The organism is Clavibacter sp. AC415, from assembly GCF_979252985.1.
Map to the genome: position 1 here is coordinate 259,870 of NZ_CEEDAR010000017.1, position 23,638 is coordinate 283,507.

The window sequence follows — 23,638 nt, forward strand, 5'->3', positions numbered from 1 at the left end:
GGATCGCCGTGGTGCGCGACGCCGAAGGGGCACGGTGGTCGGCTGGGCTCGGCTGCGCCCCCGACGACGCGCGCGTCGAGTGCGCTGCCGGTGACGACGCCACCACCGCCGTGCTCGCCGCGTGGGTCCTCGACGCGGCGGGAGACCGGACCCGTCAGCGTCGCCGTCCACCGCGGCCAGGACCACCTGCGCAGGATCCTCGCCGACCGCGGGTTCGTCGACGAGGAGGTCCCGCTCGCCGGGCTCGCGCCACCCTGCCCGGGACGCCGGCGCGAGGCCTGCCCGCGGGATACGCGATCCGACCCGGTCGCGGACGGGGAGGGAAGCGGCTGCGCGTCGACGCGCACCGCCGCGCATGGCGACCCGTCGACCTGCCCTTCACCGACGGGGTCCGGCGACGGGATCGACCCCGCCGCGGAGAGCCGCTTCGACGCCCGGGCGTACGCGGCCGTCCGGGCCTCGGCGCCCTACCGCCCCGATCTCGACCTCGTGGTCGAGGCGCCCGACGGCTCGCTGGCCGGCACGTGCACGGCCTGGCTCGACCCGGCGAGCGCATGGGCGGAGCTCGAACCGCTCGGCATCGTGCCCGCGCATCGCCGGCTCGGCCTGGCGCAGGTCCTCGCGCTCGACGTCTGCCGCCGCGTCGGCGAGCTCGGCGGTCAGGGACGTGCTCATCAACAGCTCCCCGCTCCCCTACTACCGGGCGCCCTGGGACGCGTACGTCTCCGCGGGCTTCGCACCCATGGACCGCGGCACGCGCATGCGCCCGGCGCCTAGCCTGGCCGCATGACCGTCGATCCCCAGGCCACCGTCCGCCCGCTCCCCGGCTCGCGCGCGCCCCAGACGTCGCCGCCGCCGCCCTCGTGGCCGCGGGCGCCCGCATCGTGGGGCGGGTGGCGCTCGAGCGCCGGATCCAGCGTGTGGTTCAACGCCGTGCTGCGTGCGGAGGCCGCCGACATCGTGGTCGGCGCGGGCTCCAACCTGCAGGACAACGTGAGCTGCCACGTCGACGCGGGCTTCCCGCTCACGATAGGCGAGGGCGTGAGCGTCGGGCACAACGCGGTGCTGCACGGCTGCACGATCGAGGACGACTGCATCGTCGGCATGTCCGCCACCGTGATGAACGGCGCGGTCGTCGGCCGCGAGTCGCTCCTCGCCGGCGGCACCGTCGTGTTGGAAGGGCAGAGCATCCCGCCGCGCTCGCTCGTCGCGGGCGTGCCCGGCAAGGTGCGGCGCGAGCTCACGGACGACGAGGTCGCGGGGCTCCGCGCGAACGCCCGGCACTACGTCGAGAACGCGCGGCTCCACGCGGGGGCGATCCCGACGCCGGCGATGCTCCTGGGCGCCGAGCGGGCCGACGCCGCACACCCGGGACGCGAGGAGGGGACGGCCCGACCCGGCCGTCCCCTCCCGCATCAGCCGCCGCACGGTCGAGTCGAGCGCTGTCGCGGCGAGCGCCGTCAGCCGCGGAGCTCCTCGGCCAGGCGCGCGTCGCGCTCGGCGGCCAGCACCACGTTGACGAGCAGCATCGCGCGGGTCATCGGGCCGATGCCCCGCGGGTTCGGCGACAGGTGGCCGGCGACCTCCTCGACGGCGGGGTCGACGTCGCCGGTGAGGCGCGCCTTCCCCGGTCTCCGGATCCACGACGCGCGTGATGCCGACGTCGAGCACCGCGGCCCCCGGCTTCACCCAGTCCGGCTGGATGAGGCCCGCGACCCCCACGGCCGCGACCACGATGTGCGCCCGGCGGACCTCCTGCTCGAGGTCGCGCGTGCGCGAGTGCGTGAGCGTGACGGTGGCGTCGAGCCCCTTGCGCGTCAGCAGCAGGCCGAGCGGGCGCCCGACCGTGAAGGCCGCGGCCGACGACGACCACGTGCTGGCCGGCGATCGGCGCGGCGTAGCGCTCGAGCATCTCCACGATGCCCGCGGGCGTGCACGGCAGCGGCGAGGTGAGCTCGCCCTGCACCCGAGCACCAGGCGCCCGAGGTTCGTCGGGTGGAGCCCGTCGGCGTCCTTCGACGGGTCGATGAGCTCGAGCGCATCGCGTTCTCGTCGATCCCCGCGGGGAGCGGCAGCTGCACGATGTAGCCCGTGACGGCCGGGTCGGAGTTGAGGCGCTCGATGGCCTGCCGCACGTCCGCCTCGGTGGCGTCGGCCGGGTAGGTCGACGCGGATGGACTCGATGCCCACCTCGGCGCAGTCGCGGTGCTTGCCGGCGACGTAGGAGCGGGATCCCGGGTCGTCGCCCACGAGGAGCGTGCCGAGGCCGGGGACGAGGCCCTGCTCAGCAGGAGCGCGCGGATGCGCACGGCGAGCTCGGACTTGACGGCCGACGCGGTGGCGACGCCGTCGAGCTTCACTGCGGTCATCGTCCGGCGCCCTACTGCTCGAGGCCCTCGTAGAGCGGGAATCCGTCGGTGAGCGTCAGCACCCGCGCGCGGAGGGCGGCGAGGTCGCTGCCGGGCTTCAGGGTCTCGGCGATGATGTCCGCCACCTCGGTGAACTCGGTCTCGCCGAAGCCGCGGGTCGCGAGCGCGGACGTGCCGATGCGGACGCCCGAGGTGACCATGGGCGGCGCGGTGAACGGCACCGAGTTGCGGTTGACCGTGATGCCCACCTCGTGCAGCGCGTCCTCGGCCTGCTTGCCGTCGATCGGAGAGTCCCGCAGGTCGGCGAGGACGAGGTGGACGTCGGTGCCGCCCGTGAGCACGGAGACGCCGGCCTCGGTGGAGTCGGCGGCGACGAGGCGCTCGGCGAGGATCTGCGCGCCCTGGATGGTGCGGCGCTGGCGGTCGGCGAACTCCTCGGTGGCGGCGATCTTGAACGCGGTGGCCTTGGCCGCGATCGATGTGCATGAGCGGCCCGCCCTGCTGGCCCGGGAACACGGCCGAGTTGAGCTTCTTGGCGAGCGCGGTGTCGCGGCTGAGGATCACGCCGGACCGGGGAGCCGGCGAGCGTCTTGTGCACGGTGGAGGAGACGACGTCCACCGTCTGCACGGGACGGGAGAGGGGTGCACGCCCGCGGCGACGAGTCCGGCGAAGTGCGCCATGTCGACCCAGAGCTTCGCGCCGACCTCGTCCGCGATGGCGCGGAACGCGGCGAAGTCGAGGTGGCGGGGGTAGGCCGACCATCCGGCGATGATGACCTGCGGGCGGTGCTCGAGCGCCTTCTCGCGCACGACGTCCATGTCGATGAGGAAGGTGTCGGGATCGACGCCGTAGGCCGCGGCGTCGTAGAGCTTGCCCGAGAAGTTGAGCTTCATGCCGTGCGTGAGGTGGCCGCCGTGCGCGAGCTCCAGGCCGAGGATCGTGTCGCCCGGCTGCGCGATGGCGGCGAGGACGGCGGCGTTGGCGGTCGCGCCGGAGTGCGGCTGGACGTTCGCGAACTCGGCGCCGAAGAGGCTCTTGGCGCGGTCGATGGCGAGCTGCTCGGCGACGTCGACGAACTCGCAGCCGCCGTAGTAGCGACGGCCCGGGTAGCCCTCCGCGTACTTGTTGGTGAGGACGGACCCCTGCGACTGCAGCACCGCGCGCGGGACGAAGTTCTCGCTGGCGATCATCTCGAGGGTGCCGCGCTGGCGGCCGAGCTCCTGCTCGAGGACGGCCGCGATCTCCGGGTCGACCTCGGAGAGGGGGGCGTTGAAGGACTGGTCGACGGGCATGGGACTGCTTGTGCACGGTGGACGAGCGGATGCGTCGTGGCCCAGGCGTACGGCCACCAACCGTGTGGAGTGGCTCCCCGATGGTGACCCATCCGAACGCCGGTCGGCGACGTCGTCGAGCCTACCCGGGCGGGGGCGCGGACGCGAGGCGGGGACGGGCGGCGCGCAGGCCCGGACGCTCCCCGGCAGAGCGCCGGCGGCAGGAGCCCTCGACCGCGGACGCGACGGTCGTCTGGCCGGACAGCGAGGAATCCCATGGGCACGAACGATCCAGCCGGTCACAGAGGACCGCCCGCCCGTAGGATGGCAGGGGGTCGGGCGGGCAGGATCGGTGCCCGCCGGATGCGGAAGGGAGAGGACCGAGCATGGGGAGCGCAGCGCTCAGCGACCGATCCCGCGGCGGGCGGACACGACCACGACCCGGCGCACCCGGACCTCCTCTCGGCCGAGGGCCGCGTCCCCGACGGCGCGGACGCCGCGCCCCGGTGGGCGCCCGCGACGCCCTCGCCGCCGACCTCCGCCCGCTCGTGGGCGACGCCGCCGACGGCCTCGCCGCCGCGCTGGCCGACGACCTCGGCGGAACGCCGGAGTCCCGCCCCGCCGCCACCGACGCGGCCGCGCTCCCCGACGACGCGCCCGGCCTCGACCTGGACCGGCGCCCCGGCGGCGTCTGCTACGTCGACCGGTACGCCGACGACCTGGCCGGCCTCGCCGCCCGCATCCCCGCGCTCCGCGACCTCGGCCTCACCCACCTCCAGGTGACGCCCGTCGCCGAGCGCGCCGACGACCTCGACGATGACGACGACGCGCGACTGGCACCGGGCATCCGCGTGCGCGCCGGCCTCGGATCCGCCGCCGACCTGTCCGGCCTCGCCGAGGCCCTGCACGACGCCGGCCTCACGCTGGCCGTCGACCTCTCCCCGGCCGACCCGGACGCCGACCTCCCCGGGCGGATCCGCGGAGCCGTGCGCGAGGCCGTCGCCCTCGCCGCCGCGGGGGCCGACGTCGTCCGGGTCGATCCCGCCGACGTCCTCGGCGACCGCCCCGACGCCGACCGGGCCGCGCTCCTGGCCCTCATCGCCCGCCTCGCCCGCCGCACGGCCCCCGCCCTCGCGCTGGCCGTCGCCGCGGACTCCGACCCGCGTGCGACCGCCGGACTCCTCGACGGGGACGCCGTGCGCCTCGCCGACGACCCGGCCCTGACCGCGCTCGTGTGGGAGGCGCTCGCCACCCGGTCCGCGTCCCTGCTCTCCCGCGCCCTCGACCGCCGAGCCGACGCGCCGGCCGGATCCGCGTGGATCGCGCGGGTCCGGAGCCACGACGCCCTCCGCTGGTCCTTCGACGACCAGGACGCGCGCGCCCTCGGCATCGACCCCGAGGAGCACCGCCGCTTCCTCGCCGAGTACCACGTCGGCCGATTCCCCGGCAGCCACGCGCGCGGGATCGAGCACCCGGGCGGCGCGGTCGCCGGCACCACGGCGTCCCTCGCGGGCCTGGAGCAGGATGACCCGGGCGCGCGTCGGAGCGCATCCTCCTCGCCCACTCCATCGCCCTCAGCACCGGCGGCCTGCCGCTGCTCGTGCTCGGCGACGAGGTCGGGCAGCTGCAACGACTACGGCTACGACGACGTCCCCGCGCACGCCGACGACAGCCGGTGGGTGAACCGCCCGCTCTACCCGTTCGAGCGCTACGACCAGCGCGACGACCGCACGACCAGCACGGGCGTCATCCACGCCGGGATCCGGCGCCTGGTCGCCGTCCGGCGGGCGACCCCCGCGCTCGGCGGCACGCGGATCGTCGGCTTCGACGCGAACGACCCGCACGTGCTCGGGTACCAGCGCCCGCACGAGGACGGCACCGTGCTCGTGCTCGCCAACCTGGGCGACGAGGCCGCCACGGTCTCCGCGGAGACGCTCGGCGGCTTCGCCGAGGAGGCCGTCGACCTGGTGCGCGACGAGCGGCTCCGCCTGACGAAGGGCATCGTGCTGAGCCCGCGCACGTTCGTCTGGCTCCAGGCCGCTCACGACCTCGCGTGACACACTCGCATCCACAGGCGGGACGGCACGGAGGAACGGCATGAGCGACGAGGGACGCGGCGGGGATCAGCCGCGGGAGGGCTCGGGGGCGCGCGGCGCATCCGGGTTGGCATGGCCCATGTGGGTCAACATCGGCTGGATCGCGCTCGGCGCGTGGCACATGCTCGCGCCCGTGAACGACGCGTCGGGGTGGCTCGGCGCGTTCCAGATCGGGGTGGGCGCCTTCGGCATCCTCGCCTCGCGCCGCCGGGCCCGTCGGCTCGCCGAGGCGGAGGCCGACGCGCTGCCGCTCGAGGAGGCCACGCGCGTGCCCGCGGACGTCGACGAGGACCGGGCGCGCATCGCCGAGGCGGCCGCCGCGCACGCGGAGATGGGACGCGCGGCTCCGGGCGCTCGCCATGCAGCTGGAGCAGCCCGGCACCCCGGGCGCCGATCCCGACCTCCCCGAGCCCCCGCACGCCCCGGGCGGACGCACCCGCGGCCGCCGCGGCCGGGCGCGCGACGCCGGCCTCGCCGACGACGGCCTGCCGCCCGTCGCCCGCTGGTAGCCGCCGCGCTCCGCCACCGCGGTCAGCTGGCGCGCGTCACCCCGCGCGACATGATCGCGGAGGTCAGCGCCTCGATCGACGCGCGCGGCCCCGCCGGGTTGTCCATCAGCACGTAGTCGACCTCGTCGAGCTCCGGCAGGCCGAGCCGCGAGGTGACCTTCACCAGGTCGGTCGGGATGAGCGCCTGCGGCAGCACCGCCACGCCCATGCCGGCGCGCACGGCCGCGAGCACGCCGTTCACGTCGCGGGTGCTGCAGGTGATCCGCCAGGTGCGGCCGGCCCGCTCGAGCGCGTCCATCGCCATCTGCCGGCTGATGCTCGGCGCCCGGTACGCGATGAGCGGCACCGTGGCGCCCGGCTCCACCAGGGTGCGGTCGAGGCCGACCCACACCATCCGGTCGCGGCCGACGAGCCGCGCGGACGGGTGCTCGTCGACGGTGGTCTTCGTGAGGATGAGGTCGAGCTGCCCCGCGAGGAGCCGACGGTGCAGCGGCCCGCTCTGCGTGACCGTGAGCTCCAGCTCGATCTGCGGGTGCAGCTGCCGGAAGTGCCGGAGGATGCGCGGCAGCTGCGTGATGGCCAGGTCGTCCGCGGTGCCGAAGCGCAGGCGGCCGCTCACCTCCGATCCGCCGAAGTAGCTCTCCGCCGCCTGGTGCGCCGCGATGATCGTGCGGGCGAACCCGGCCATGGCGTCGCCCGCGTCGGTGAGGCTCATCCGCCGGGTGTCCCGGGCGATGAGGGTGCGGTCGACGGAGCGCTCGAGCCGCCGCACCTGCTGGCTCACCGTCGGCTGGCTGACGCCGAGCCGCGCGGCCGCCTGCGTGAAGCTGCGGGTGTCGGCCACGGCGAGGAACGTGGCGAGCAGGGTCGGATCCAGCACTCGGGCTCCATTCGATCTGGTGATGACACTCATCATGTCGAGACGGGATCCGAATGGGAAGCGCCGCCGGTAGCGTCGATCCCGGCTCCACGAGGGCCGACCCATACGGAACCGATCCGCCCATACGCAACGCACACCGCAGGATGAAGTGACCCCGCCGCCGAACGCCTTCCCCCCGACCGCCCCGCTCCCGATCCAGACCCGCCGCCCGCCGTGGCGCCACACCCTCATCGCCCTCAGCGTGCCGAACTTCCGGCGTTTCACCGCCTCCAACGTCATCGCCATGACCTCCGGGTGGATGCAGCGCATCGCCCAGGACTGGCTCGTCCTCGAGCTCACCGGCAGCGTCACCGCGGTCGGCGTCACGGTGGCCATGCAGTTCGCGCCCATGCTCCTCTTCGGCCTCCTCGGCGGCGTCATCGTCGACCGCTGCTCGAAGCGCATGCTCATGATGATCACGCAGGGCACCTACGCCGTGCTGAGCGCGCTCCTGGCCGTCCTCACGCTCACCGGCCGGGTCGAGGCGTGGCACATCTTCGCCATCGCCTTCGCGACGGGCCTCGCGACGGTGATCGACAACCCGGCGCGCCAGGTGTTCGTCACCGAGATCGTCGGGCAGCAGCACCTCCGCAACGCGATCAGCGTCAACTCCTCCGTGTTCCAGCTCGGCGGCATGGTGGGCCCGGCGCTGAGCGGCATCCTGCTGCTCGCCGTCGGCGCCGGCTGGTCGTTCGCGATCAACGCGCTCGCCTGCGTCGTCGTGGTGCTCACCCTGTGGAGCCTCGACGCGCGGCAGCTCATCCGCATCCCGCCCGCGCCGAGGCGTCGCGGCCAGCTCGCGGAGGGCTTCGCTACGCCCGGTCGAAGCCGACCATCCTGTGGCCCGTCGTCCTCGTGGCGGTCTTCAGCGTCTTCGGGCTGACGATGCCCGTCCTGCTGGCGGCGTTCGCGAGCGACGTCTACGACGTGGGCGCGGGCGGCTACGGCTTCTTCAACTCCATGGTCGCCGTCGGCGCGCTCACGGGCGCGCTGCTCTCGACCCGGCGGGCGAGCGTCCGGCTGCGCACCATCGTGATCGGCGTCGGGATCACCGGCCTCCTGCAGGCGACGGCGGGCCTCATGCCCGGCATCGCGCCGTTCGCCGTCGTGCTGGTCACGGTCGGCATGTCGGCGCTGCTGTTCCAGACCGCGGCGAACTCGCTCGTGCAGCTGTCGAGCAACATCGCCATCCGCGGGCGGGTCATGAGCGTCTACGTGCTCGTGCTCCTCGGCGGTCAGGCCGTGGGCGGACCGCTCATGGGCGGGATCGTCGAGGCCTTCGGCGTGCACGTCGGCATGGTCGTCTCGGGCGGCGTGCCCGCGCTGGCCGCCGCCGTCGTGGCCGTGATCCTCGCCCGCCGCGGCCAGCTGACCCTCGAGGTCGTGGTGCGTCGGCACGTCCCGCGGGTGCGGATCACGCCGCGCACGGCGGGCGCCTGGGCGCCCCCGCGTCGCCGGAGCGGACGAGGGGGCGGCCGGCGGCCGGCTCAGCCGCGCACGTCGATCGCGCGGTGGCGCTGCTGCACGCCGGCCGGGCCGTACGGGTAGTCGGACACCACGGGCGCGCTCACCGCGCTGAGCGACGCGATGTCCTCCTCGGTGAGGTCGAGGTCGGCGCTCGCCATGTTGTCCTCGAGCTGCTCCACGGTGCGGGCGCCGAGGATCACGCTGGTGACCGCGGGCTGCGCCTCGAGCCATGCGAGCGAGACGCGCGCGGAGCTCGACCCGTGGGCGTCGGCGATGCGGCGCACCTCGTCGAGGATCGCCCACGTGCGCTCCTGGCCGTTCCGGGGCGCGAACGCCTCCATGCCGCGCTCCGGGTCCTCGCCGAGCCGCGTCGCGCCCGTCGGCGCCTCGTCGCGGCGGTACTTCCCGGTGAGCCAGCCGCCCGCGAGCGGCGACCAGGGCAGGAGCCCGATGCCGGCGTCCAGGGAGGCGGGCACGATCTCCGACTCGATCTCGCGCACCAGCAGGCTGTACTGCGGCTGGAGGGTGACGGGCGGCGTGTACCCGAGCGCCTTCGCGAGCCCCACGGCCTTCGTGAGCTGCCAGCCGAGGTAGTTCGAGAAGCCGTAGTAGGAGATCTTGCCGGCACGCACGGCATCGTCGAGGAAGCGCAGGGTCTCCTCGAGCGGGGTCACCGCGTCCCACGCGTGCATCTGGTACAGGTCGATGGTCTCGACGCCGAGGCGGCGGAGCGAGTCGTCGAGGGCGCGCACGAGGTGGCGGCGCGAGGTGCCGACGTCGTTGTTCCCCTCCCCCATCGGGAAGCGGCCCTTGGTCGCGATGACCAGCTGGTCCGCCTCGGTGGGGTGCGCCGCGAGCCACCGGCCGACGATCTCCTCCGAGACGCCTGCGCTGTACACGTCCGCGGTGTCGATGAACGTGCCGCCGCCCGCGACGTAGGCCTCGAGGATGCGGCCCGAGGTCTCCTCGTCCGCCTCCGCGCCGAAGGTCATCGTGCCGAGCGCGTAGGTCGACACGATCGCGCCGCTGTTGCCGAGAGTGCGGTACTGCATGTGGTTCCTCCATCGGATCCGCCGCGGGCGTCCCTGCCCGCAGTCACCCTCCAGCATGCACCGCGCCGGCGTCGCGGGTCGCCCGAGGGGCGTCCGGGACGCTCGGTACCATGGCGGCATGTCCGTCGACGAGCTCACCAGCGCCGCCCAGGACTACCTCAAGCTCATCTGGACCGCGACCGAGTGGTCCGACGAGCCCGTCACCGTCACCCGCCTCGCGGAGCGCCTCGGGGTCCGGCCGGCCACCGCCTCCGACGGGCTCCGCCGCCTCGCCGCGCGCGGCCTCGTGGAGCACCGCCCCTACGGGAGCATCGAGCTCACCGACGACGGGCGGCGGCACGCGATCCAGATGGTGCGGCGCCACCGGCTGCTCGAGACGTTCCTCGTGGAGGTGCTCGGCTACGGCTGGGACGAGGTGCACGACGAGGCCGAGGTGCTCGAGCACGCGGTCTCCGACGACTTCGTGGCGCGCATCGACGCCCACCTGGGGCACCCGTCCCGGGACCCGCACGGCGACCCCATCGTCGGCCGACGGCGAGCCGCACCTGCCCGACGCCACGCGCCTCGCGGGCGCATGCCGACCGTCCCCTGCGCGTGCGCCGCATCTCCGACGAGGACCCGCGGCTGCTGCGCGAGCTCGCCGAGCACGGCATCGGGCTCGACGCGACGCTCGTGCGCACCGCCGCGCTCGACGCCGACCCGGGAGCCGTGATCGTCACGGTCGACGGATCCGCGGGGCGGCCGCTCACGCCCGCCGCGGCGTCCGCGGTGTGGGTGTCCGACGTCGGCTGACCCCTTCCGCGGTGTGGGTGTCCGACGTCGGCTGACCCCTTCCGCGGTGTGGGTGTCCGACGTCGGCTGACCCCGTCCGCGAACGGCCGCCGCCCCTCACCCGCCGAAGGTGAGCGCGACCAGCGCCACGTTCAGCACCACCACGAGCGCGACCGCGACCCAGGCCGCGATGCGCGTCAGCGGCCGGTCGACGTGCTCGCCCATCACGCGGCGGTCGCCCGTGAGGCGGATGAGCGGGATGAGCGCGAACGGGATCCCGAGGCTCAGCACCACCTGGCTGATGACGAGCGCCGTGGTCGGGTCGACGCCCACCGCGAGGATCGCGAGCGCGGGGATGAGCGTCACCACGCGGCGGGCGAGGAGCGGCACCTTCACGTGCAGCAGCCCGCCCATGATCGCGGCGCCGGCGTAGGCCCCGACCGAGGTCGACGCGAGCCCGGACGCGAGCAGGCCGACCGCGAACACGACGCCCACGACGGGACCGAGCGACGCCGTGATCGCCGCGTGCGCGCCCTCGATGGAGTCGGTGCCGGGGACGCCCCCGAGGCTCGCCGCCGCGATGAGGAGCATGGAGATGTTGACGGCGCCGGCCACGGCGAGCGCCGCGATCACGTCCCAGCGCGTCGCCTTCAGGAGCCGCCGCAGCACGCCCGGGTCCCGCTGCACGCCGTGCCGGTCGCGGCTGAGGGAGGAGTGCAGGTAGACCGCGTGCGGCATGACGGTCGCGCCGAGCATGCTCGCGGCGAGCAGCACGCTGTCCGGCCCGTCGAACCGGGGCACGAGGCCGCCCGCGATGCCGGACGCGGAGAGTGGGCTCACGACGAGCCCCGTGAGGAAGCCGACCGTGATGACGAGGAGCAGGGCGCCGATCACGAGCTCGAACGGCCGCTGCCCGTGCCGCGACTGCACCGCGAGCAGGCCGATGGAGACGAGGCCGACGATCACGCCGCCGGCCAGCAGCGGGATCCCGAACAGCAGGTGCAGGGCGATCGCCCCGCCGATGACCTCGGCGAGGTCGGTCGCCGCGGCGATGAGCTCGGCCTGCACCCAGAAGGCGCGGCGCCGCGTGGTGGGCAGGCGCTGCCCGAGGAGCTCGGGGAGGCTGCGACCGGTGACGAGCCCGAGCTTCGCGGACTGGTACTGCACGAGCACCGCGATGAGGTTCGCCGCCACGAGCACCCACACCAGCAGGTAGCCGTACCGGGCGCCCGCGGTGAGGTTGGCGGCGACGTTGCCGGGGTCGACGTACGCGATGGCGGCGACGAAGGCGGGGCCCAGCAGGAGCACCAGGCGCGGGCCGGTGACGGGCCGACCCGCGCGCCGGCGGGTGGGGGCGGTGCGGGTCATGACAGCCTCTCCGAAGAAGTGTTAGCCGAGGCTAACATCCGTCGCGGGCGGTGGACAGGGGCGGATCCGGATCCCGTCGCTCAGCTCGCCGCGCGACCCGGCGCGAGGAAGGCGGAGTCGTCCGCCTCCTCGCCGCGGACCACGCGCACCCAGTGCGCGAGGAGCGCGGCGCCGGCGTGGTCGTGGATCAGGTCGCCGGCCGTGAGCACCGGGTACGGCGTCGCCGGGATCCCGTCCGCCGGCCGCACGTCGACGTGCGCGACCTCGTGCCCGTTCGCGTGCAGCCAGTCGGCCATCGCGTAGTCGGTGCGCGAGTCGCCGACCGTGCGCCACCGCAGCGGCAGCGGGCCGCTGTCGGCGAGGAGCTCCAGGGCGCGCGCGGCGCCGAGGTCCTTGCCGAGCCGGATCGACTCCACGTCGGTGGAGATGATGGTCGGGTCCACGCGCACCTGCACCCGGCCGTCCGCGTCGGGCGTCTCCCGGCCCTCGAGGACGGACCCGAGCCCGTGCGCGGTGAGCATCTCGACCGCGCGCGCGTCGAGGTCGGGCTGGACGGCGAGGTAGTCGGCGGAGGCGACGCTCGTGAGCTGCTCGAGGGAGACCATCGCGAGCTTGGTGCGGTCGAAGAACATCCAGTCGGCGAAGCGCTCCGCGACGAGGCGCTCCATGTCGCGCATGAACGCCTCCGGCAGCGCGAGCGAGCCGTCGACGTGCACCTGGCCGGCACCCTCGGGCGTGATCGAGAACCACGACGCGCCCTTCTCGCACACGGCGTGCACGCGCGCGCCGGCGGGGAGCCCCGCGTCGACGAGCGGGCCGACGACCTGCGCGCGGATGAAGGCGTCGGACCGGCCGGTGTTGAACACGATCGGCACGCCCGCGGCCGCGAGCTCCACCAGGTCGGCCGCGATGCTCGGGATGGCGAGCGTGCGGGTGATCGGGCTGGCGATGGGGCCGTCGACGTCGAGGAGGAGGCCGAGGGGCGCGGGGGTCGTGGTCACGGCACCCATCCTCCCGCACGCGCGCGGCGCGGCCGGCGCTAGGGCGTCGGGCGGGCGGCGGCCGCGCGGACGCGGACGGCACGGCCCGCGGATCCGACGACGAGCACGACCGAGACCGCGAGCACCAGGAGGTACGCCCCCGGCAGCGACGCGATGCCGAGCCCGTCGAGCAGCGCCCCGCCCACGAGCGCGCCGCCGCCGATGCCCACGTTGAACGCCGTCGTGTAGAAGGAGCTGGCCGTGTCGCGGAACGCGGGATGCGCGGCGTGCAGCATCCGGGTCTGCAGCAGCGTCGGGATCGCCCCGAACGCCAGGCCCCACAGGAGGAAGCCGGGGATCGCGAGCGCCCACATGCCCGGCACCAGCGCGAGGGAGCCGACGCCGATCCCCGCCGCCGCGAGCCCCAGCAGCACGCCCAGCTGCGGCCGGGTCGGGAACAGGGTGCCCGCGAGGAGCAGCCCCAGCGCCCCCGCGATGCCGTAGCCGAAGAGCATGGCGCTCAGCTGCTGCTCGGGGATGCCCATGACGCGCGTGACGAACGGGTCGACGTACGTGTAGAAGCCGTACTGGCCGATCATGATCACCATCGCGGTGAGGCAGACGAACAGCACCCCGCCGACGCCCTGCCCCGACATGCGCTCCCGGATCCCCGGCCGCCCCTCGGCGACGACGGGCGGGGCGTCGCGTGCGGGCCGGCCGACCGCGGGCAGGAAGCGCCAGACGAGCACCATCCCGAGCAGCGTCAGCACGCCGATGCCGGCGAACGCCGCCCGCCAGCCGAACGCCTGCCCGGCCGCCGTCCCGAGGGGCACGCCCAGCACGAACGCGAGGCTCCCGCCGCCGACCGTGAGCGCGACCGCGCGGCCGATGAGCGCGGGCGGCACGAGGTGCGCCGAGTACGCGCCGACGATGGCCCAGAACAGGCCGTGGGCGAGGCCGCCGAGCACGCGGGTCGCGGTGACGAGCTCGAACGTGGGCGCGAGCGCCGTGAGGAGGTTGCTCGTCGCGAAGACCGCGAGCACCGCGAGGAGGAGCGCGTGCCGCGGGACGCGGCGGGTGAGGGCCGCGAGCGGCACGCTGGACACGACCACCGCGATCGCGAAGACCGAGACGAGGAGGCCGACGCGCGACTCCTCGACCCCGAGGTCGCCGCTCATCTCGCTGAGGAGGCCGGTCGGCAGCATCTCGCTCGTGACGCTGAGGAACACGCACGCCGCGAGCGTGAGGATGCCGACCCAGGGGAAGCGGAACGCCGGATCCGACGCGTCGTGCGGCGCCGGCGAGCGGCGGGTGCGGCCACCGGCCCGGTCGGGATCGGGCAGGAAGATGGGGGAGGTGTTCGTCATGTGGACCCCGGGGACGTCACGGCGGGAGGGCTCCCGGGGCCGGCGGGATCCGCGCAGCCAGGCAATAGCCTAGACGGATGACCGACCAGGCCACCCGCGCCCGCGCGCCCCACCGCGTCCTCAGCTTCTCCTGCGACGACCGGCCGGGCATCGTGCACGCCATCGCCGGTGCCATCGTCGCGGCGGGCGGCGACATCACCGAGTCGCAGCAGTTCTCCTCCGCCGACACGGGCCGGTTCTTCATGCGGCTGCAGGTGCAGGCGGCGGACGACGACGACCGGCTGGCCGACGCCCTCTCCGCGGTGGTCGAGCGGTACGACGCCACGTGGCACCTCGACGAGGTGGGGCGTCCGCTGCGCACGCTCGTGCTGGGCTCCACCGCCGAGCACTGCGTGAACGACCTGCTGTTCCGGCAGCGCGCGGGGCAGCTGCCCGTCGAGATCCCGCTCGTCCTCAGCAACCACGGGCGGCTCGCCGACCTCGCGGGCTTCTACGGGGTGCCGTTCGAGCACGTCCCCGTGACGGACGAGGGGTCGAAGGCGGCGTTCGAGGCCCGCGTGATGCGTGCCGTGGAGGAGCACGACATCGAGCTGGTGGTGCTGGCCCGCTACATGCAGATCCTCTCCCCCGGGCTCTGCGCGGCGCTCAGCGGCCGGATCATCAACATCCACCACTCGTTCCTGCCCGGCTTCAAGGGCGCGAACCCCTACAAGCAGGCGCACGCGCGGGGCGTCAAGCTCATCGGCGCGACCGCCCACTTCGTCACGAGCGACCTCGACGAGGGCCCGATCGTGGAGCAGAACGTGGTGCGGGTCGACCACTCGCGGAGCGCGCGGGAGCTCATGGCGATCGGGCAGGACGAGGAGTCCCGCACCCTCACGCAGGCCGTGCGCTGGTTCGCGGAGCACCGGGTGCTGCTCGACGGCGCGCGCACCATCATCTTCCGCTGACGCCGACGCGGCCGCCCGCCGCTGCCCGGCCGCCCCGGCCCCGCCCCGCTCAGCGGGTGCTGATCGTCCGGTACTTCCGCACGGCCAGCGGCACGGCGACCACGAGGAGCACCACGGCCCAGATCAGCGTCGTCTGGATGGGGTGCTGCAGCGTCACCGCATCGGGCACCGGCGTGCCCGGCGGCACGTTCCCGAACAGCTGCCGCGCGGCCAGCACCACGGAGGACACCGGGTTGTACTCGGCGAACACGCGCAGCGGCGTGGGCAGCGTGTCGCTCGGCACGAACGCGTTGCTGATGAAGGTGAGCGGGAACAGCACGAGGAACGATGCGTTGTTGATCACCTCGGGGCTCCGCACGCTCATGCCGAGGAACGCCATCACCCAGGAGAGCGCGTAGGCGAACAGCAGCAGGAGGGCGACCCCCGCGAGCGCCTCCAGCAGGCTCGACCGCACGCGCCAGCCGACGACGAAGCCCGTCGCGAGCATCACGACCATCGAGAAGACGTTGATGAGGAGGTCGCCGTTGGTGCGCCCGACGAGCACCGCCGACGGGCTCATCGGCAGGGTGCGGAACCGGTCGATGATCCCGTCCTTCAGGTCGTTCGCCATGGCGGAGCCCGAGTAGGTGGAGCCGAACACCACGGTCTGGGCGAAGATGCCCGCCATGATGAACTCCTTGTAGTCGCTGCCCGGGATGTCGATCGCACCGGCGTAGACGAAGCTGAACAGCAGCACGAACATGATCGGCTGGATCAGCGTGAACACGAGGATGTCCGGCAGCCGCTTGATCTTGATGAGGTTGCGGCGCGTGGCGATCCAGCCGTCGGTGAGCCACGTCGCGAGGGTGGCGCGCTGCTCCGGGCGGGGGCGGGCGCCCGGCATCCCCCGGCCTCCGCGCGGCGGCCGTCGACGGCGGTCATGACGCGGCCCGTCGGGCGTCGCGGCGCGGGTGGTCGGACGGCCGCGGATCCGCGGACGGCGGCGGATCCGCGGTCGCGGCGCGGGCGTGATCCGTCCCGGCCTCCGACGCCGGCTCCGCCGGCCAGCTCCCCCTCGTCCCGGTCCCCGTCGTCCGTCCCGTGCCCGGTGAGGCGCAGGAAGACGTGGTCGAGGGTCGGGCGGCGCATGCCGGCGTCGTGCAGCTCGACGCCCTCGGCGGCGGTCAGCTCGCCGACGACCGCGGCGAGCGCCCGCGGTCCGTCGTCGACCTGCACGGAGAGGGTCCGGCCGTCCGAGGAGACCGCGGGCGACGTCGTGCCGACCCGCTCGAGGATCCCCCGCACCGCGGGCGCGTCCGCGTCGCGGACGAGCGCGACCTCCACCCGGGTGCCCGCCGATGGAGCTCTTCAGCTCGTCGGCGGTGCCCCGCGCGATGACCGTCCCGCCGTCGATCACGGCGATGTCGTCCGCGAGCCGGTCCGCCTCCTCGAGGTACTGCGTGGTCAGCAGCACCGTGGTGCCCTCCGTCACCAGCTGCGTGATGACGCCCCAGAGCCCCGAGCCGGCTGCGCGGGTCGAGGCCGGTGGTCGGCTCGTCGAGGAACAGCACGCGGGGCCGGGGCGACGAGGGCGCCGGCGAGGTCGATGCGACGCCGCATGCCGCCCGAGAAGCCCTTCACCGCGCGGTCGCGCGCCTCCGTGAGCCCGAAGGTGGCGATGAGCTCGTCGGCCCGCGCCCGCGACGCGCGTCGGCCCATGTGGTACAGCCGCCCGACCATGTCCAGGTTCTCGAACGCCGGCGAGGTTCTCGTCGACGGCGGCGTACTGGCCGGACACGCCGATCATCGCCCGGACGTCCGCCCCTCGCGTGAGCACGTCGACCCCGTCGACACGCGCGCGGTGCCCGCATCCGGCCGGATGAGCGTGGTGAGGACCTTGACGGCGGTGGTCTTGCCGGCGCCGTTCGGTCCGAGCAGGCCGAGGACCGTCCCCTCCGGGACCTGCAGGTCGAGGCCGGCGAGCGCGTGCACCGGCGGCGCACCGCGGGGGCGGTGAGGTCTCGACGAGCCCCTCGGCTTCGATGACGGCCATGGCGCATGGTAGCGCCGGTGATTTCCCCGCGCAATGGATCCTGGACGCCGCGAGGGGCGGGTGCCGGTCGGCACCCGCCCCTCGGGGACGTCCTCGGATCAGCCGGTCAGCGGCTGACGGAGAGGTACTTCGGCGAGCTGGTCCTCGCCGCGTTGGCGGCGTCGCCCGCGTACGTGGCGGTGACCGTGTAGCGGCCCTTCGCGTACGCCGGCAGCTCCACGCGGCCGGTGCCGTTCGCGTCGAGCGTGACCTCGTACGAGTCCGAGCCCACCTCCACGACCACCGTGCCGGTCGGCGCCGCCTTGGCGGCGCTGTCGACCTTCACGGTGACGACGGCCTTCTGCGTGCTCGTGACCACGGACGGCTCGAGTCCCACCGTGACCGTGCTGGCCAGCTTGACCACGACGGCCTCGCTGGTCGCGGCGCCCGAGAGCCCCTGCGGCCGGCTTCGCCGTCACGACGACGGTGATCGACTTGCCCGCCACCGAGGGCGAGACCCGGTAGGTCGCGCGCGTCTGGCCGGCGAGCGGCTTCCCGTCCGCGTACCACTGGTACGAGAACGCGAGGCCCTCGGCCTCCCACTCGCCGGTCGACGCGGTGAGCGTCTGCCCGACGACGGGCGTGCCCGAGATGACGGGAGGCGCCGTGGCGACCGGTGCCGGGATCGGGCCCGACTCCACGCGGACGTAGGTGGTGGCGCCGGTGCCCGAGTAGGCCACGCGACCGAGGTACGCGGTCTCGGGCTCGAGGCCCGTCGAGGACGCCGTGTACGTGGTCGGGGCGCTCTGCACCGCGTCGAGCGGGTTCGGGGACACCTGGAAGGCGCCCTCGTCCGTCGTCGTGGACAGGTCGAACGTGGTGACCGTGAAGTCCTGCGTGCGCGTCCCCTTGGGGATCGAGAACACGTCGACCTGCACCACGTACGAGCCCGCGGTCGGGTCCTCGATGGTGACCGACTCGTCGGCCGACGCGGTCGCCGAGACGAACTGCTCCACGGCCTCCCCGTCCTCGAGGCGCGTGACCGTGAGGTCGAGGTCCGCGGCGTCGTCCGCCGAGTCGACGTCGATCCGCGTGGCCAGCAGGCCCTCCGGCACGGTGACCGGGTAGGTGAAGGAGGACTTCGCCTTGCCGGAGCCGGTGAAGGGCGAGCGCTTGTCCTTCGGGTTCGGGATCACGACGCCGGGGGCGAGGCCCTCGGCGGTCAGCGCGATCTCGCCCGTGGTGCCCGGGGTGACGGTGACGTCGACGGTACTCCGTCGATGCCGGTGCCCTGCACCTCGGCCGGGGCCGCGATGGAGACGGGGTTGACGGCGACGGGGCTGCGCACGACGTGGTCGGCGCTCGTCCAGGTCAGCGACCCGGGTGGCGTACTCGTCGACGGGCGCCGTGGTGCGCGTGAAGGCCACCTCGAACGACTTCGTCTGGCCGGCGGCGGTGAACTCGAGCGTGCTCGGCGTGACGATCGCGTCGACGCCCTCGAGGCCCTGGACGGTGGCGGCGTAGGTGCCGGCGCTCGTCGAGGTGACCTCGCGGGTGACGGTCTCGGCGCCGGTCAGGGTGCCGATCGCGATGCTCGCCAGGTTGAGCTCCGATGGGTCGATCGGGTCGGAGCCCGTCTCGATCCCCACGCCCGCGATGTAGGCGAGCCAGTCGTCGAGGCCGTTCAGGTAGAGCAGCCCGGCGTCCAGGTACTCCGTCGGGTCGACGTGACCCGCGCCCTGCACGAAGGGATCGGTGACGGGCTGGCCGTCCCCGTCCGCCGTGTCGTATGCGGTGGTCATCGAGGGCCGACTTGATCTCCGAGACGGGCGCGTTCGGGCGCTCGCCCAGGTAGAGCAGCGCGAGGCCGGCCACGTGCGGGGCCGCCATCCGACGTGCCGGAGAGGAGGCCGTAGGTCGGCTCGCCGCCCTCGGCGTTGTTGGTCGCCGCGATGATCGCGACGCCGGGCGCCGTGACGTCGGGCTTGAGGATGTCGCTGCCGTCCGCGAGGACCGGGCCGCGCGAGCTGAAGCCGGCGACCTGGGGGGTCGGCTCCTCGATGCCGGTCGTGTTGTCCGGGACGAGCGTGACGGTCGCGCCGGGCGTGGACGCGTAGGCCGTGACGGCCGCGTACACGTCCGCGTCGAGGTGGACGGTCGGCACCGAGTGGGTGTCGGAGTCGGTCGAGTTCGGCGTCGGGTTCGCGAGCACCATGCCGATCCCGCCCGCGCGGGCGACCTCGGCCGACTTGGCGACGCGGTCGAACGTCCCGCGCTCGCACAGGACGATCTTCCCCGCGGTCTTCGCCGGGTCGAGGACGCCGGGACCGCAGAGGGCGGGCGTCGTGGCGCCGGCCGCGGCGACGGACGCCGCGGTGACGAAGGCGCCCGTGACGGGCTCGGTGACGGTGATCGACGCACCCGCGAAGGCCTGGCCGTCGCCGAGCTGCGCCGTGGCCTGGAAGTTGCCCGCCACCGTGCTGGCGCCGACCGTGGCGATCCACGGCGAGGCGTTGTCGAGGGTCGAGGAGTCCGGGCCGGAGTTGCCGGCCGAGGCGGACACGAAGATGCCGGCCGCCGCCGCGCCGAGGAACGCGACGTCGGTCGCGGAGACCGTGGTCTCGGCCGATCCGCCGCCGATGGAGTAGTTGATGACGTCGACGCCGTCCGCGGTCGCCTGCTCGATGGCGGCGACGAGGTCAGCGCCCGCGCAGCCGTCGTCGGTGGTCACGGCGGGGTCGGGACCCGACCAGCAGACCTTGTAGGCCGAGATCTTGGACGCGGGTGCCACGCCGGAGATCTCGCCGAGCTCGGCGCGCCGCGATGGTCGCCTCGACGCCCGACTCGCCCGCCGCGGTCGACGCGGTGTGCGAGCCGTGCCCGTCGCCGTCGCGCGGGGAGACGTACTCGCCCGTCTTCGCGGTGCCGATGTTCGCCTTGCCGAAGCCGTCGACGTAGTAGCGCGCGCCGATCACCTTCGTGCTGCAGTCCGCGGCGGTGAACTGCTCGCCGGTCTGGCACAGGCCCGTGAACTGGGTCCCGTCGCCCTTGTCGAAGCGGATCGTCGACCCGTCGAGGTAGGGCGCGTCGCCGGCCGTCGTGCCGAGCGCCTCGCCCGCGAAGGAGGGGTTCTCGGGGGCGATGCCGGTGTCGATGACGCCGATGACGGCGCCCTCGCCCGCGGAGTCCTGCCCGCCCGTCTTCGCCCACACGCCGTCCGGGCCCGTGAGGCCCAGGAAGTCGGCGGCCGGGGTGGAGGTGGGGTGGTAGATGCGGTCGGGCTCGACGCTCGCGACCTTGCGGTCGGACGAGAGACGCGCAGCCTGCTCGGCGGTGAGGTCGGCCGAGAAGCCGTTGACCGTGAGGGAGGTAGGAGTAGTCGATGTCGGCGCCGACGCTGGCGGCGACCTCCTCCTGCTGTCCCTCGAGGTAGTCGGTGTACTCGACGACGGATGCGGCGTCGGCGTCGAGCTGCGTGCCCGATCGGGTCTGCGTGGCGGCGAGCCCGGAGACCCCGCCCTGGTAGGTCGCGGCGGCCTCGTCGGCGAGGGTCACGATGTAGCGGCCGTCCTTCAGGTCGACGGCCTGCTTCGCGACGGTCGGGGCGGGGGCGGCCATGGCGCCTCCCGCTCCGACGGTCACGAGGCCGGCTGCCACGAGGGCGGTGATGGCGGCGGAGGCCGTCGCCCTGCGCAGGGATGCTGCGGTTCGGCTCCGTGCGGAGCCTGGAGAAGCGTGGGATCACGAACACGTCCTTCAGTGGGGATGAGTGGCCCGCACGCGCCCCGAAGACGCGCACGAATCCTCAACATACCCCGGGTATTCGCCCTGAGATAGGCCGCTTGTTACCGCCGTGTAACAGTTGCACAGCCTTGTCGATCCTGGTGATCTCGGCGATCCGATGCGCATCGGGACCGATCCGGTGCTTCGCGGGGGGCCTCACGTACGGCAGGTGTTCAGGATCACGTCAGACCGATCCGCGCCGCCCGTCGGGATGGCCGCCGCGCGTCGGGCGGGGTCCCGGCCGCGACGGGCGCTGACCACGGACGGGGTCGGCGCCGGCGTGGTGGCGGCCGGCGCGGACGGCGTCGGCGTCGGCGTCGGCGTCGGCGTCGGCGTCGGCGTCGGCGTGGGCGTGGGCGTGGGTGTGGAGGCGCCACGACGTCGACGAGCGTCGTCGCGCTCCGTCCCCGAGTAGGACACCAGCCCGACGTAGCGCGCCCCCGCCGCCAACCCGGACCACGACGCGGTCCATGTCGCCTTCCGGCCCTGGGTCACCGGGAGCTGCGCGGGTGCGACCGCGAAGGACCCCTGCCCCTGCGCGGCGGTGACGTCGTAGCGGGTCACATCGACGTCGGCCTCCTTCGCGGAGCCCGGCGACCGCCTCGGCCTGCACCCCGACGACGTACCTGCCGGCCGGCGGTGCCGTGAGCACGATGCGCTCGGACGGCGACGAGCTGGTCCTCGTCTCCACCACCTCGGAGGAGCCGTCCGCGGCGACCCTCGCCAGCTCGAGGGTGAGGTCGGAGACGCCGTCGCGGGGCAGCGCGTTGATCACCAGCGCCCTCACTCCCGCCGCGACGGTGATCGGGTGATCGAACCGGTCACCCTCCGCCACGGACCCGGTCGGTCCCGTGCGCGGCCCGGTCGAGGGGCGCAGCACCCGCCCCGGTACGAGCCCGGAGGCGGTGAGGTCGATGCGGCCCGTGACGCCCGGGGTCACCGTCACGGCGACCTCGCCGGTGCTCCCGGCGCCCGTCGCCGACGGCGGCGCGTCGACCTCCCTGGGGGCCGCACCGCGACGGGGCTCCGCACGGTGCCGCCGGGCCCCGACGACGTGAGCGATCCCGTGCTCCAGGCGTCCGAGGCGCCTCCTGCCCTCGGCGAGAGGCGCACCCGGAACGCGCGCGTCTGGCCCGGCCCCGTGAACGTCAGCCTCGCCGGGGTGACGGTCACGTCGACGCCGTCGAGCCCCTGGACCGACGCCGCCCACGTCCCCGCGGTCTGCGAGGTCACCGTGCGGGTGATCGTCCTGTCGGCGGTGAGCGACCCCCCGGCGAGGCTCGGGAGGTTGAGCTGCGCGACCTGGGACCGGAGCCGCGGGATCCGGCAGCGCGAGCCCGGTCTCGGCCGCGAACCCGGCCCAGTCGCGCGGACCGCTCGCGTAGACGAGGCCCGGGTGGAGGTACCGGCCGGGAGCGATCTCGCCCGCGCCCTGGCCGAAGGGATCGGTGACGGCCGCCCCCTGCGCGTCGACCGTGTCCGTCGCCGTCGTCATCATCGCGGACTTGACCTCCGCGGGCGTGGCCCGCGGGTGCAGGCCGAGGTAGACGAGCGCGAGTCCGGCGATGTGCGGCGACGACATCGACGCGCCCGACTCCAGGGCGAACCCGGGCCTCCCGTCCACGTCGGCGGACGCCGCGAGGATGTCGACGCCCGGTGCCGTGATGTCGGGCTTGACGAGGTCGCCGCCGTCCTCGCGACGGGACCGCGGGAGCTGAAGTCGGCGACCTGGGGGCGGGGCGCTCGACGCCGGCGGTGTCGCCGGGGGTGAGCGTCGCCGTGGCGCCCGCGGTCGCGGCGTAGGCCGCGACCGCGGGCCGGGCGTCGGCGTCGAGGTGCACGGTCGGCACGGAGTGGGCGTCGAGATCGTCGGCGTCCGCCTCCACGTCGGTCAGCACCATCCCGATGCCGCCGACGCGGCGCGCACCTCGTCGCCCTTCTCGAGGCGGCGCGCGGAGACCCCGCGGTCGCACTGGACGATGCGGCCCTTCGCCTTCGCCGGATCCAGCGTGCCCTTCCCGCAGCGCCCCGGCGACCTCGCGCCGGCGACACCCACGGCGGACGCGCGGACGAGCGGACCGGAGACGCGCGACGAGACCGTGATGGATCCCCCGGCGTACTGCGTCGCCGAGCGTCACGGTGGCCAGGTAGCTGTCCGGCACGCTGCCGGCCGCGACCGTGGTGATCCACGGCTCCGCGTTCGAGACGGTGCCCGCGTCCGGGCCGCTGTTGCCCGCGGCCGCGGCCACGGAGATCCCGGCGCTCGCGGCGCCCAGCAGGGCGCGCTGCTCGTCGTCCAGGGCCGGTCCGTCGAAGGCGATCGAGAGGTTGATGACGTCGACGCCGTCGGCCGTGGCCTGGTCGATCGCCGCGACGACGTCGGAGAGCGCGCACCCGTCGTCCATGTCGTCGGTCGGGTCAGGTCCGTTCCAGCAGGCCTTGTACGCCGCCACCTTGGCGGCCGGGGCGACGCCCGCGATGGTGCCGAGGCCGCGTCCCCGGATGTCGGCGGGCACGTCGGCGTCGCCCGCGGTGGTGCTGGCCGTGTGCGATCCGTGTCCGCTGACGTCGCGCGGCGACCGCCTCTCCTGCGGCCCGAGCGGGTTGCCCGAACGCGTCCCGCCGACCCGGCCACGAAGGACCGCGCGCCGATGACCTTCGTGGAGCAGTCGGCGGCCGTGAAGCCGTCGCCCGTCTCGCAGGCGCCGCGGAAGTCGCCGCCGT

The 23,638-nt window shown here is 74.4% G+C and carries 19 protein-coding genes and 7 pseudogenes; 9 read left to right on the top strand and 17 right to left on the bottom strand.

The window, feature by feature from the left end:
* Positions 1 to 90: 90 nt before the first annotated feature.
* Both ACZ411_RS10675 and ACZ411_RS10680 read left to right on the top strand, forming a co-directional pair.
* Complete coding sequence (locus ACZ411_RS10675; protein WP_464170491.1) at positions 91 to 777, top strand: GNAT family N-acetyltransferase; 687 nt, start codon at positions 91 to 93, stop codon at positions 775 to 777.
* A gap of 9 nt (positions 778 to 786) precedes the next feature.
* Positions 787 to 1,392, top strand: a pseudogene (locus tag ACZ411_RS10680) (gamma carbonic anhydrase family protein); the annotation flags it as partial.
* Between the two features lie 68 nt (positions 1,393 to 1,460).
* On the opposite strand, the pseudogene ACZ411_RS10685 reads toward ACZ411_RS10680, so the two are convergent.
* From ACZ411_RS10685 to ACZ411_RS10695, 3 genes and pseudogenes are all read right to left on the bottom strand, one after another.
* Positions 1,461 to 2,369: pseudogene (locus ACZ411_RS10685) on the bottom strand (bifunctional methylenetetrahydrofolate dehydrogenase/methenyltetrahydrofolate cyclohydrolase).
* Between the two features lie 11 nt (positions 2,370 to 2,380).
* Positions 2,381 to 2,845, bottom strand: a complete 465-nt coding sequence (locus tag ACZ411_RS10690; RefSeq protein ID WP_464170550.1) for a PLP-dependent aminotransferase family protein — start codon at positions 2,843 to 2,845, stop codon at positions 2,381 to 2,383.
* A gap of 61 nt (positions 2,846 to 2,906) precedes the next feature.
* Positions 2,907 to 3,662 (bottom strand): annotated as a pseudogene (locus ACZ411_RS10695) (serine hydroxymethyltransferase); the annotation flags it as partial.
* A 485-nt stretch (positions 3,663 to 4,147) separates the two neighbouring features.
* Here ACZ411_RS10695 and ACZ411_RS10700 point away from each other — a divergent pair.
* A complete protein-coding gene (locus ACZ411_RS10700; RefSeq protein WP_464170493.1) occupies positions 4,148 to 5,698 on the top strand; it encodes a DUF3459 domain-containing protein in 1,551 nt (516 codons plus the stop codon).
* A 40-nt stretch (positions 5,699 to 5,738) separates the two neighbouring features.
* The gene (locus ACZ411_RS10705) at positions 5,739 to 6,362 is read left to right on the top strand and encodes a hypothetical protein (protein WP_464170495.1); all 624 of its coding nucleotides are present in this window, start codon (positions 5,739 to 5,741) and stop codon (positions 6,360 to 6,362) included.
* On the opposite strand, the gene ACZ411_RS10710 is transcribed toward ACZ411_RS10705, so the two are convergent.
* Positions 6,269 to 7,126, bottom strand: a complete 858-nt coding sequence (locus ACZ411_RS10710; RefSeq protein ID WP_464170497.1) for a LysR substrate-binding domain-containing protein — start codon at positions 7,124 to 7,126, stop codon at positions 6,269 to 6,271. The genes ACZ411_RS10705 and ACZ411_RS10710 overlap by 94 nt on opposite strands.
* A gap of 148 nt (positions 7,127 to 7,274) precedes the next feature.
* On the opposite strand from ACZ411_RS10710, the gene ACZ411_RS10715 reads away from it, so the two are divergent.
* Both ACZ411_RS10715 and ACZ411_RS10720 read left to right on the top strand, forming a co-directional pair.
* The gene (locus ACZ411_RS10715; RefSeq protein WP_464170499.1) at positions 7,275 to 8,048 is read left to right on the top strand and encodes an MFS transporter; all 774 of its coding nucleotides are present in this window, start codon (positions 7,275 to 7,277) and stop codon (positions 8,046 to 8,048) included.
* Complete coding sequence (locus tag ACZ411_RS10720) at positions 8,003 to 8,713, top strand: MFS transporter (RefSeq protein ID WP_464170552.1); 711 nt, start codon at positions 8,003 to 8,005, stop codon at positions 8,711 to 8,713. The genes ACZ411_RS10715 and ACZ411_RS10720 overlap by 46 nt, the downstream gene beginning before the upstream one ends.
* Here the strand turns inward: ACZ411_RS10720 and ACZ411_RS10725 are convergent.
* Entirely contained in the window at positions 8,653 to 9,684 is a 1,032-nt protein-coding gene (locus ACZ411_RS10725; protein WP_464170501.1) for an aldo/keto reductase, read from the bottom strand. The two genes, ACZ411_RS10720 and ACZ411_RS10725, sit on opposite strands and share 61 nt — an antisense overlap.
* A gap of 118 nt (positions 9,685 to 9,802) precedes the next feature.
* Between ACZ411_RS10725 and ACZ411_RS10730 the strand changes: the two are divergent.
* Positions 9,803 to 10,476, top strand: a pseudogene (locus ACZ411_RS10730) (metal-dependent transcriptional regulator).
* Positions 10,477 to 10,572: 96 nt separating this feature from the next.
* On the opposite strand, the gene ACZ411_RS10735 reads toward ACZ411_RS10730, so the two are convergent.
* The 3 genes from ACZ411_RS10735 to ACZ411_RS10745 form a co-directional block, all read right to left on the bottom strand.
* A complete protein-coding gene (locus tag ACZ411_RS10735; protein WP_464170503.1) occupies positions 10,573 to 11,823 on the bottom strand; it encodes an Nramp family divalent metal transporter in 1,251 nt (416 codons plus the stop codon).
* An 80-nt stretch (positions 11,824 to 11,903) separates the two neighbouring features.
* Complete coding sequence (locus ACZ411_RS10740) at positions 11,904 to 12,833, bottom strand: hypothetical protein (protein WP_464170505.1); 930 nt, start codon at positions 12,831 to 12,833, stop codon at positions 11,904 to 11,906.
* Between the two features lie 29 nt (positions 12,834 to 12,862).
* Positions 12,863 to 14,170, bottom strand: a complete 1,308-nt coding sequence (locus ACZ411_RS10745; protein WP_464170507.1) for an MFS transporter — start codon at positions 14,168 to 14,170, stop codon at positions 12,863 to 12,865.
* Between the two features lie 77 nt (positions 14,171 to 14,247).
* On the opposite strand from ACZ411_RS10745, the gene purU reads away from it, so the two are divergent.
* The gene (gene purU / locus ACZ411_RS10750) at positions 14,248 to 15,120 is read left to right on the top strand and encodes a formyltetrahydrofolate deformylase (protein ID WP_094116548.1); all 873 of its coding nucleotides are present in this window, start codon (positions 14,248 to 14,250) and stop codon (positions 15,118 to 15,120) included.
* Positions 15,121 to 15,169: 49 nt separating this feature from the next.
* Here the strand turns inward: purU and ACZ411_RS10755 are convergent, their stop codons facing one another.
* The 6 genes and pseudogenes from ACZ411_RS10755 to ACZ411_RS10780 form a co-directional block, all read right to left on the bottom strand.
* On the bottom strand, positions 15,170 to 16,003 hold the full coding sequence (locus tag ACZ411_RS10755; protein WP_464170554.1) for an ABC transporter permease: 834 nt from the start codon (positions 16,001 to 16,003) through the stop codon (positions 15,170 to 15,172).
* Positions 16,004 to 16,587: 584 nt separating this feature from the next.
* Positions 16,588 to 17,226, bottom strand: a pseudogene (locus ACZ411_RS10760) (ATP-binding cassette domain-containing protein).
* 24 nt (positions 17,227 to 17,250) lie between these two features.
* Positions 17,251 to 18,933 carry a hypothetical protein gene (locus ACZ411_RS10765; protein ID WP_464170510.1) on the bottom strand — a complete coding sequence of 561 codons (1,683 nt, stop codon included), beginning with the start codon at positions 18,931 to 18,933 and terminating at the stop codon, positions 17,251 to 17,253.
* Entirely contained in the window at positions 18,930 to 19,922 is a 993-nt protein-coding gene (locus ACZ411_RS10770) for a S8 family serine peptidase (RefSeq protein ID WP_464170512.1), read from the bottom strand. The genes ACZ411_RS10765 and ACZ411_RS10770 overlap by 4 nt, the downstream gene beginning before the upstream one ends.
* Positions 19,831 to 20,343: a S8 family serine peptidase gene (locus tag ACZ411_RS10775; protein ID WP_464170514.1), complete on the bottom strand. Its 513-nt coding sequence runs from the start codon at positions 20,341 to 20,343 to the stop codon at positions 19,831 to 19,833. The genes ACZ411_RS10770 and ACZ411_RS10775 overlap by 92 nt, the downstream gene beginning before the upstream one ends.
* A 727-nt stretch (positions 20,344 to 21,070) precedes the next feature.
* Positions 21,071 to 21,478 (bottom strand): hypothetical protein, encoded by a 408-nt coding sequence (locus ACZ411_RS10780; protein ID WP_464170574.1) that lies wholly within the window; start codon positions 21,476 to 21,478, stop codon positions 21,071 to 21,073.
* Positions 21,479 to 21,558: 80 nt separating this feature from the next.
* On the opposite strand from ACZ411_RS10780, the gene ACZ411_RS10785 reads away from it, so the two are divergent.
* Positions 21,559 to 21,726, top strand: a complete 168-nt coding sequence (locus ACZ411_RS10785) for a hypothetical protein (RefSeq protein WP_464170576.1) — start codon at positions 21,559 to 21,561, stop codon at positions 21,724 to 21,726.
* A gap of 130 nt (positions 21,727 to 21,856) precedes the next feature.
* Here ACZ411_RS10785 and ACZ411_RS10790 read toward each other — a convergent pair whose 3' ends face one another.
* The 3 genes and pseudogenes from ACZ411_RS10790 to ACZ411_RS10800 all read right to left on the bottom strand — a co-directional run.
* Positions 21,857 to 22,360, bottom strand: coding sequence for a hypothetical protein (locus ACZ411_RS10790; protein ID WP_464170556.1), 504 nt, complete (start codon positions 22,358 to 22,360; stop codon positions 21,857 to 21,859).
* A gap of 43 nt (positions 22,361 to 22,403) precedes the next feature.
* A pseudogene (locus tag ACZ411_RS10795) lies at positions 22,404 to 22,538 on the bottom strand (S8 family serine peptidase); the annotation flags it as partial.
* Positions 22,539 to 22,764: 226 nt separating this feature from the next.
* Positions 22,765 to 23,616, bottom strand: a pseudogene (locus ACZ411_RS10800) (S8 family serine peptidase); the annotation flags it as partial.
* Between the last annotated feature and the right edge of the window lie 22 nt (positions 23,617 to 23,638).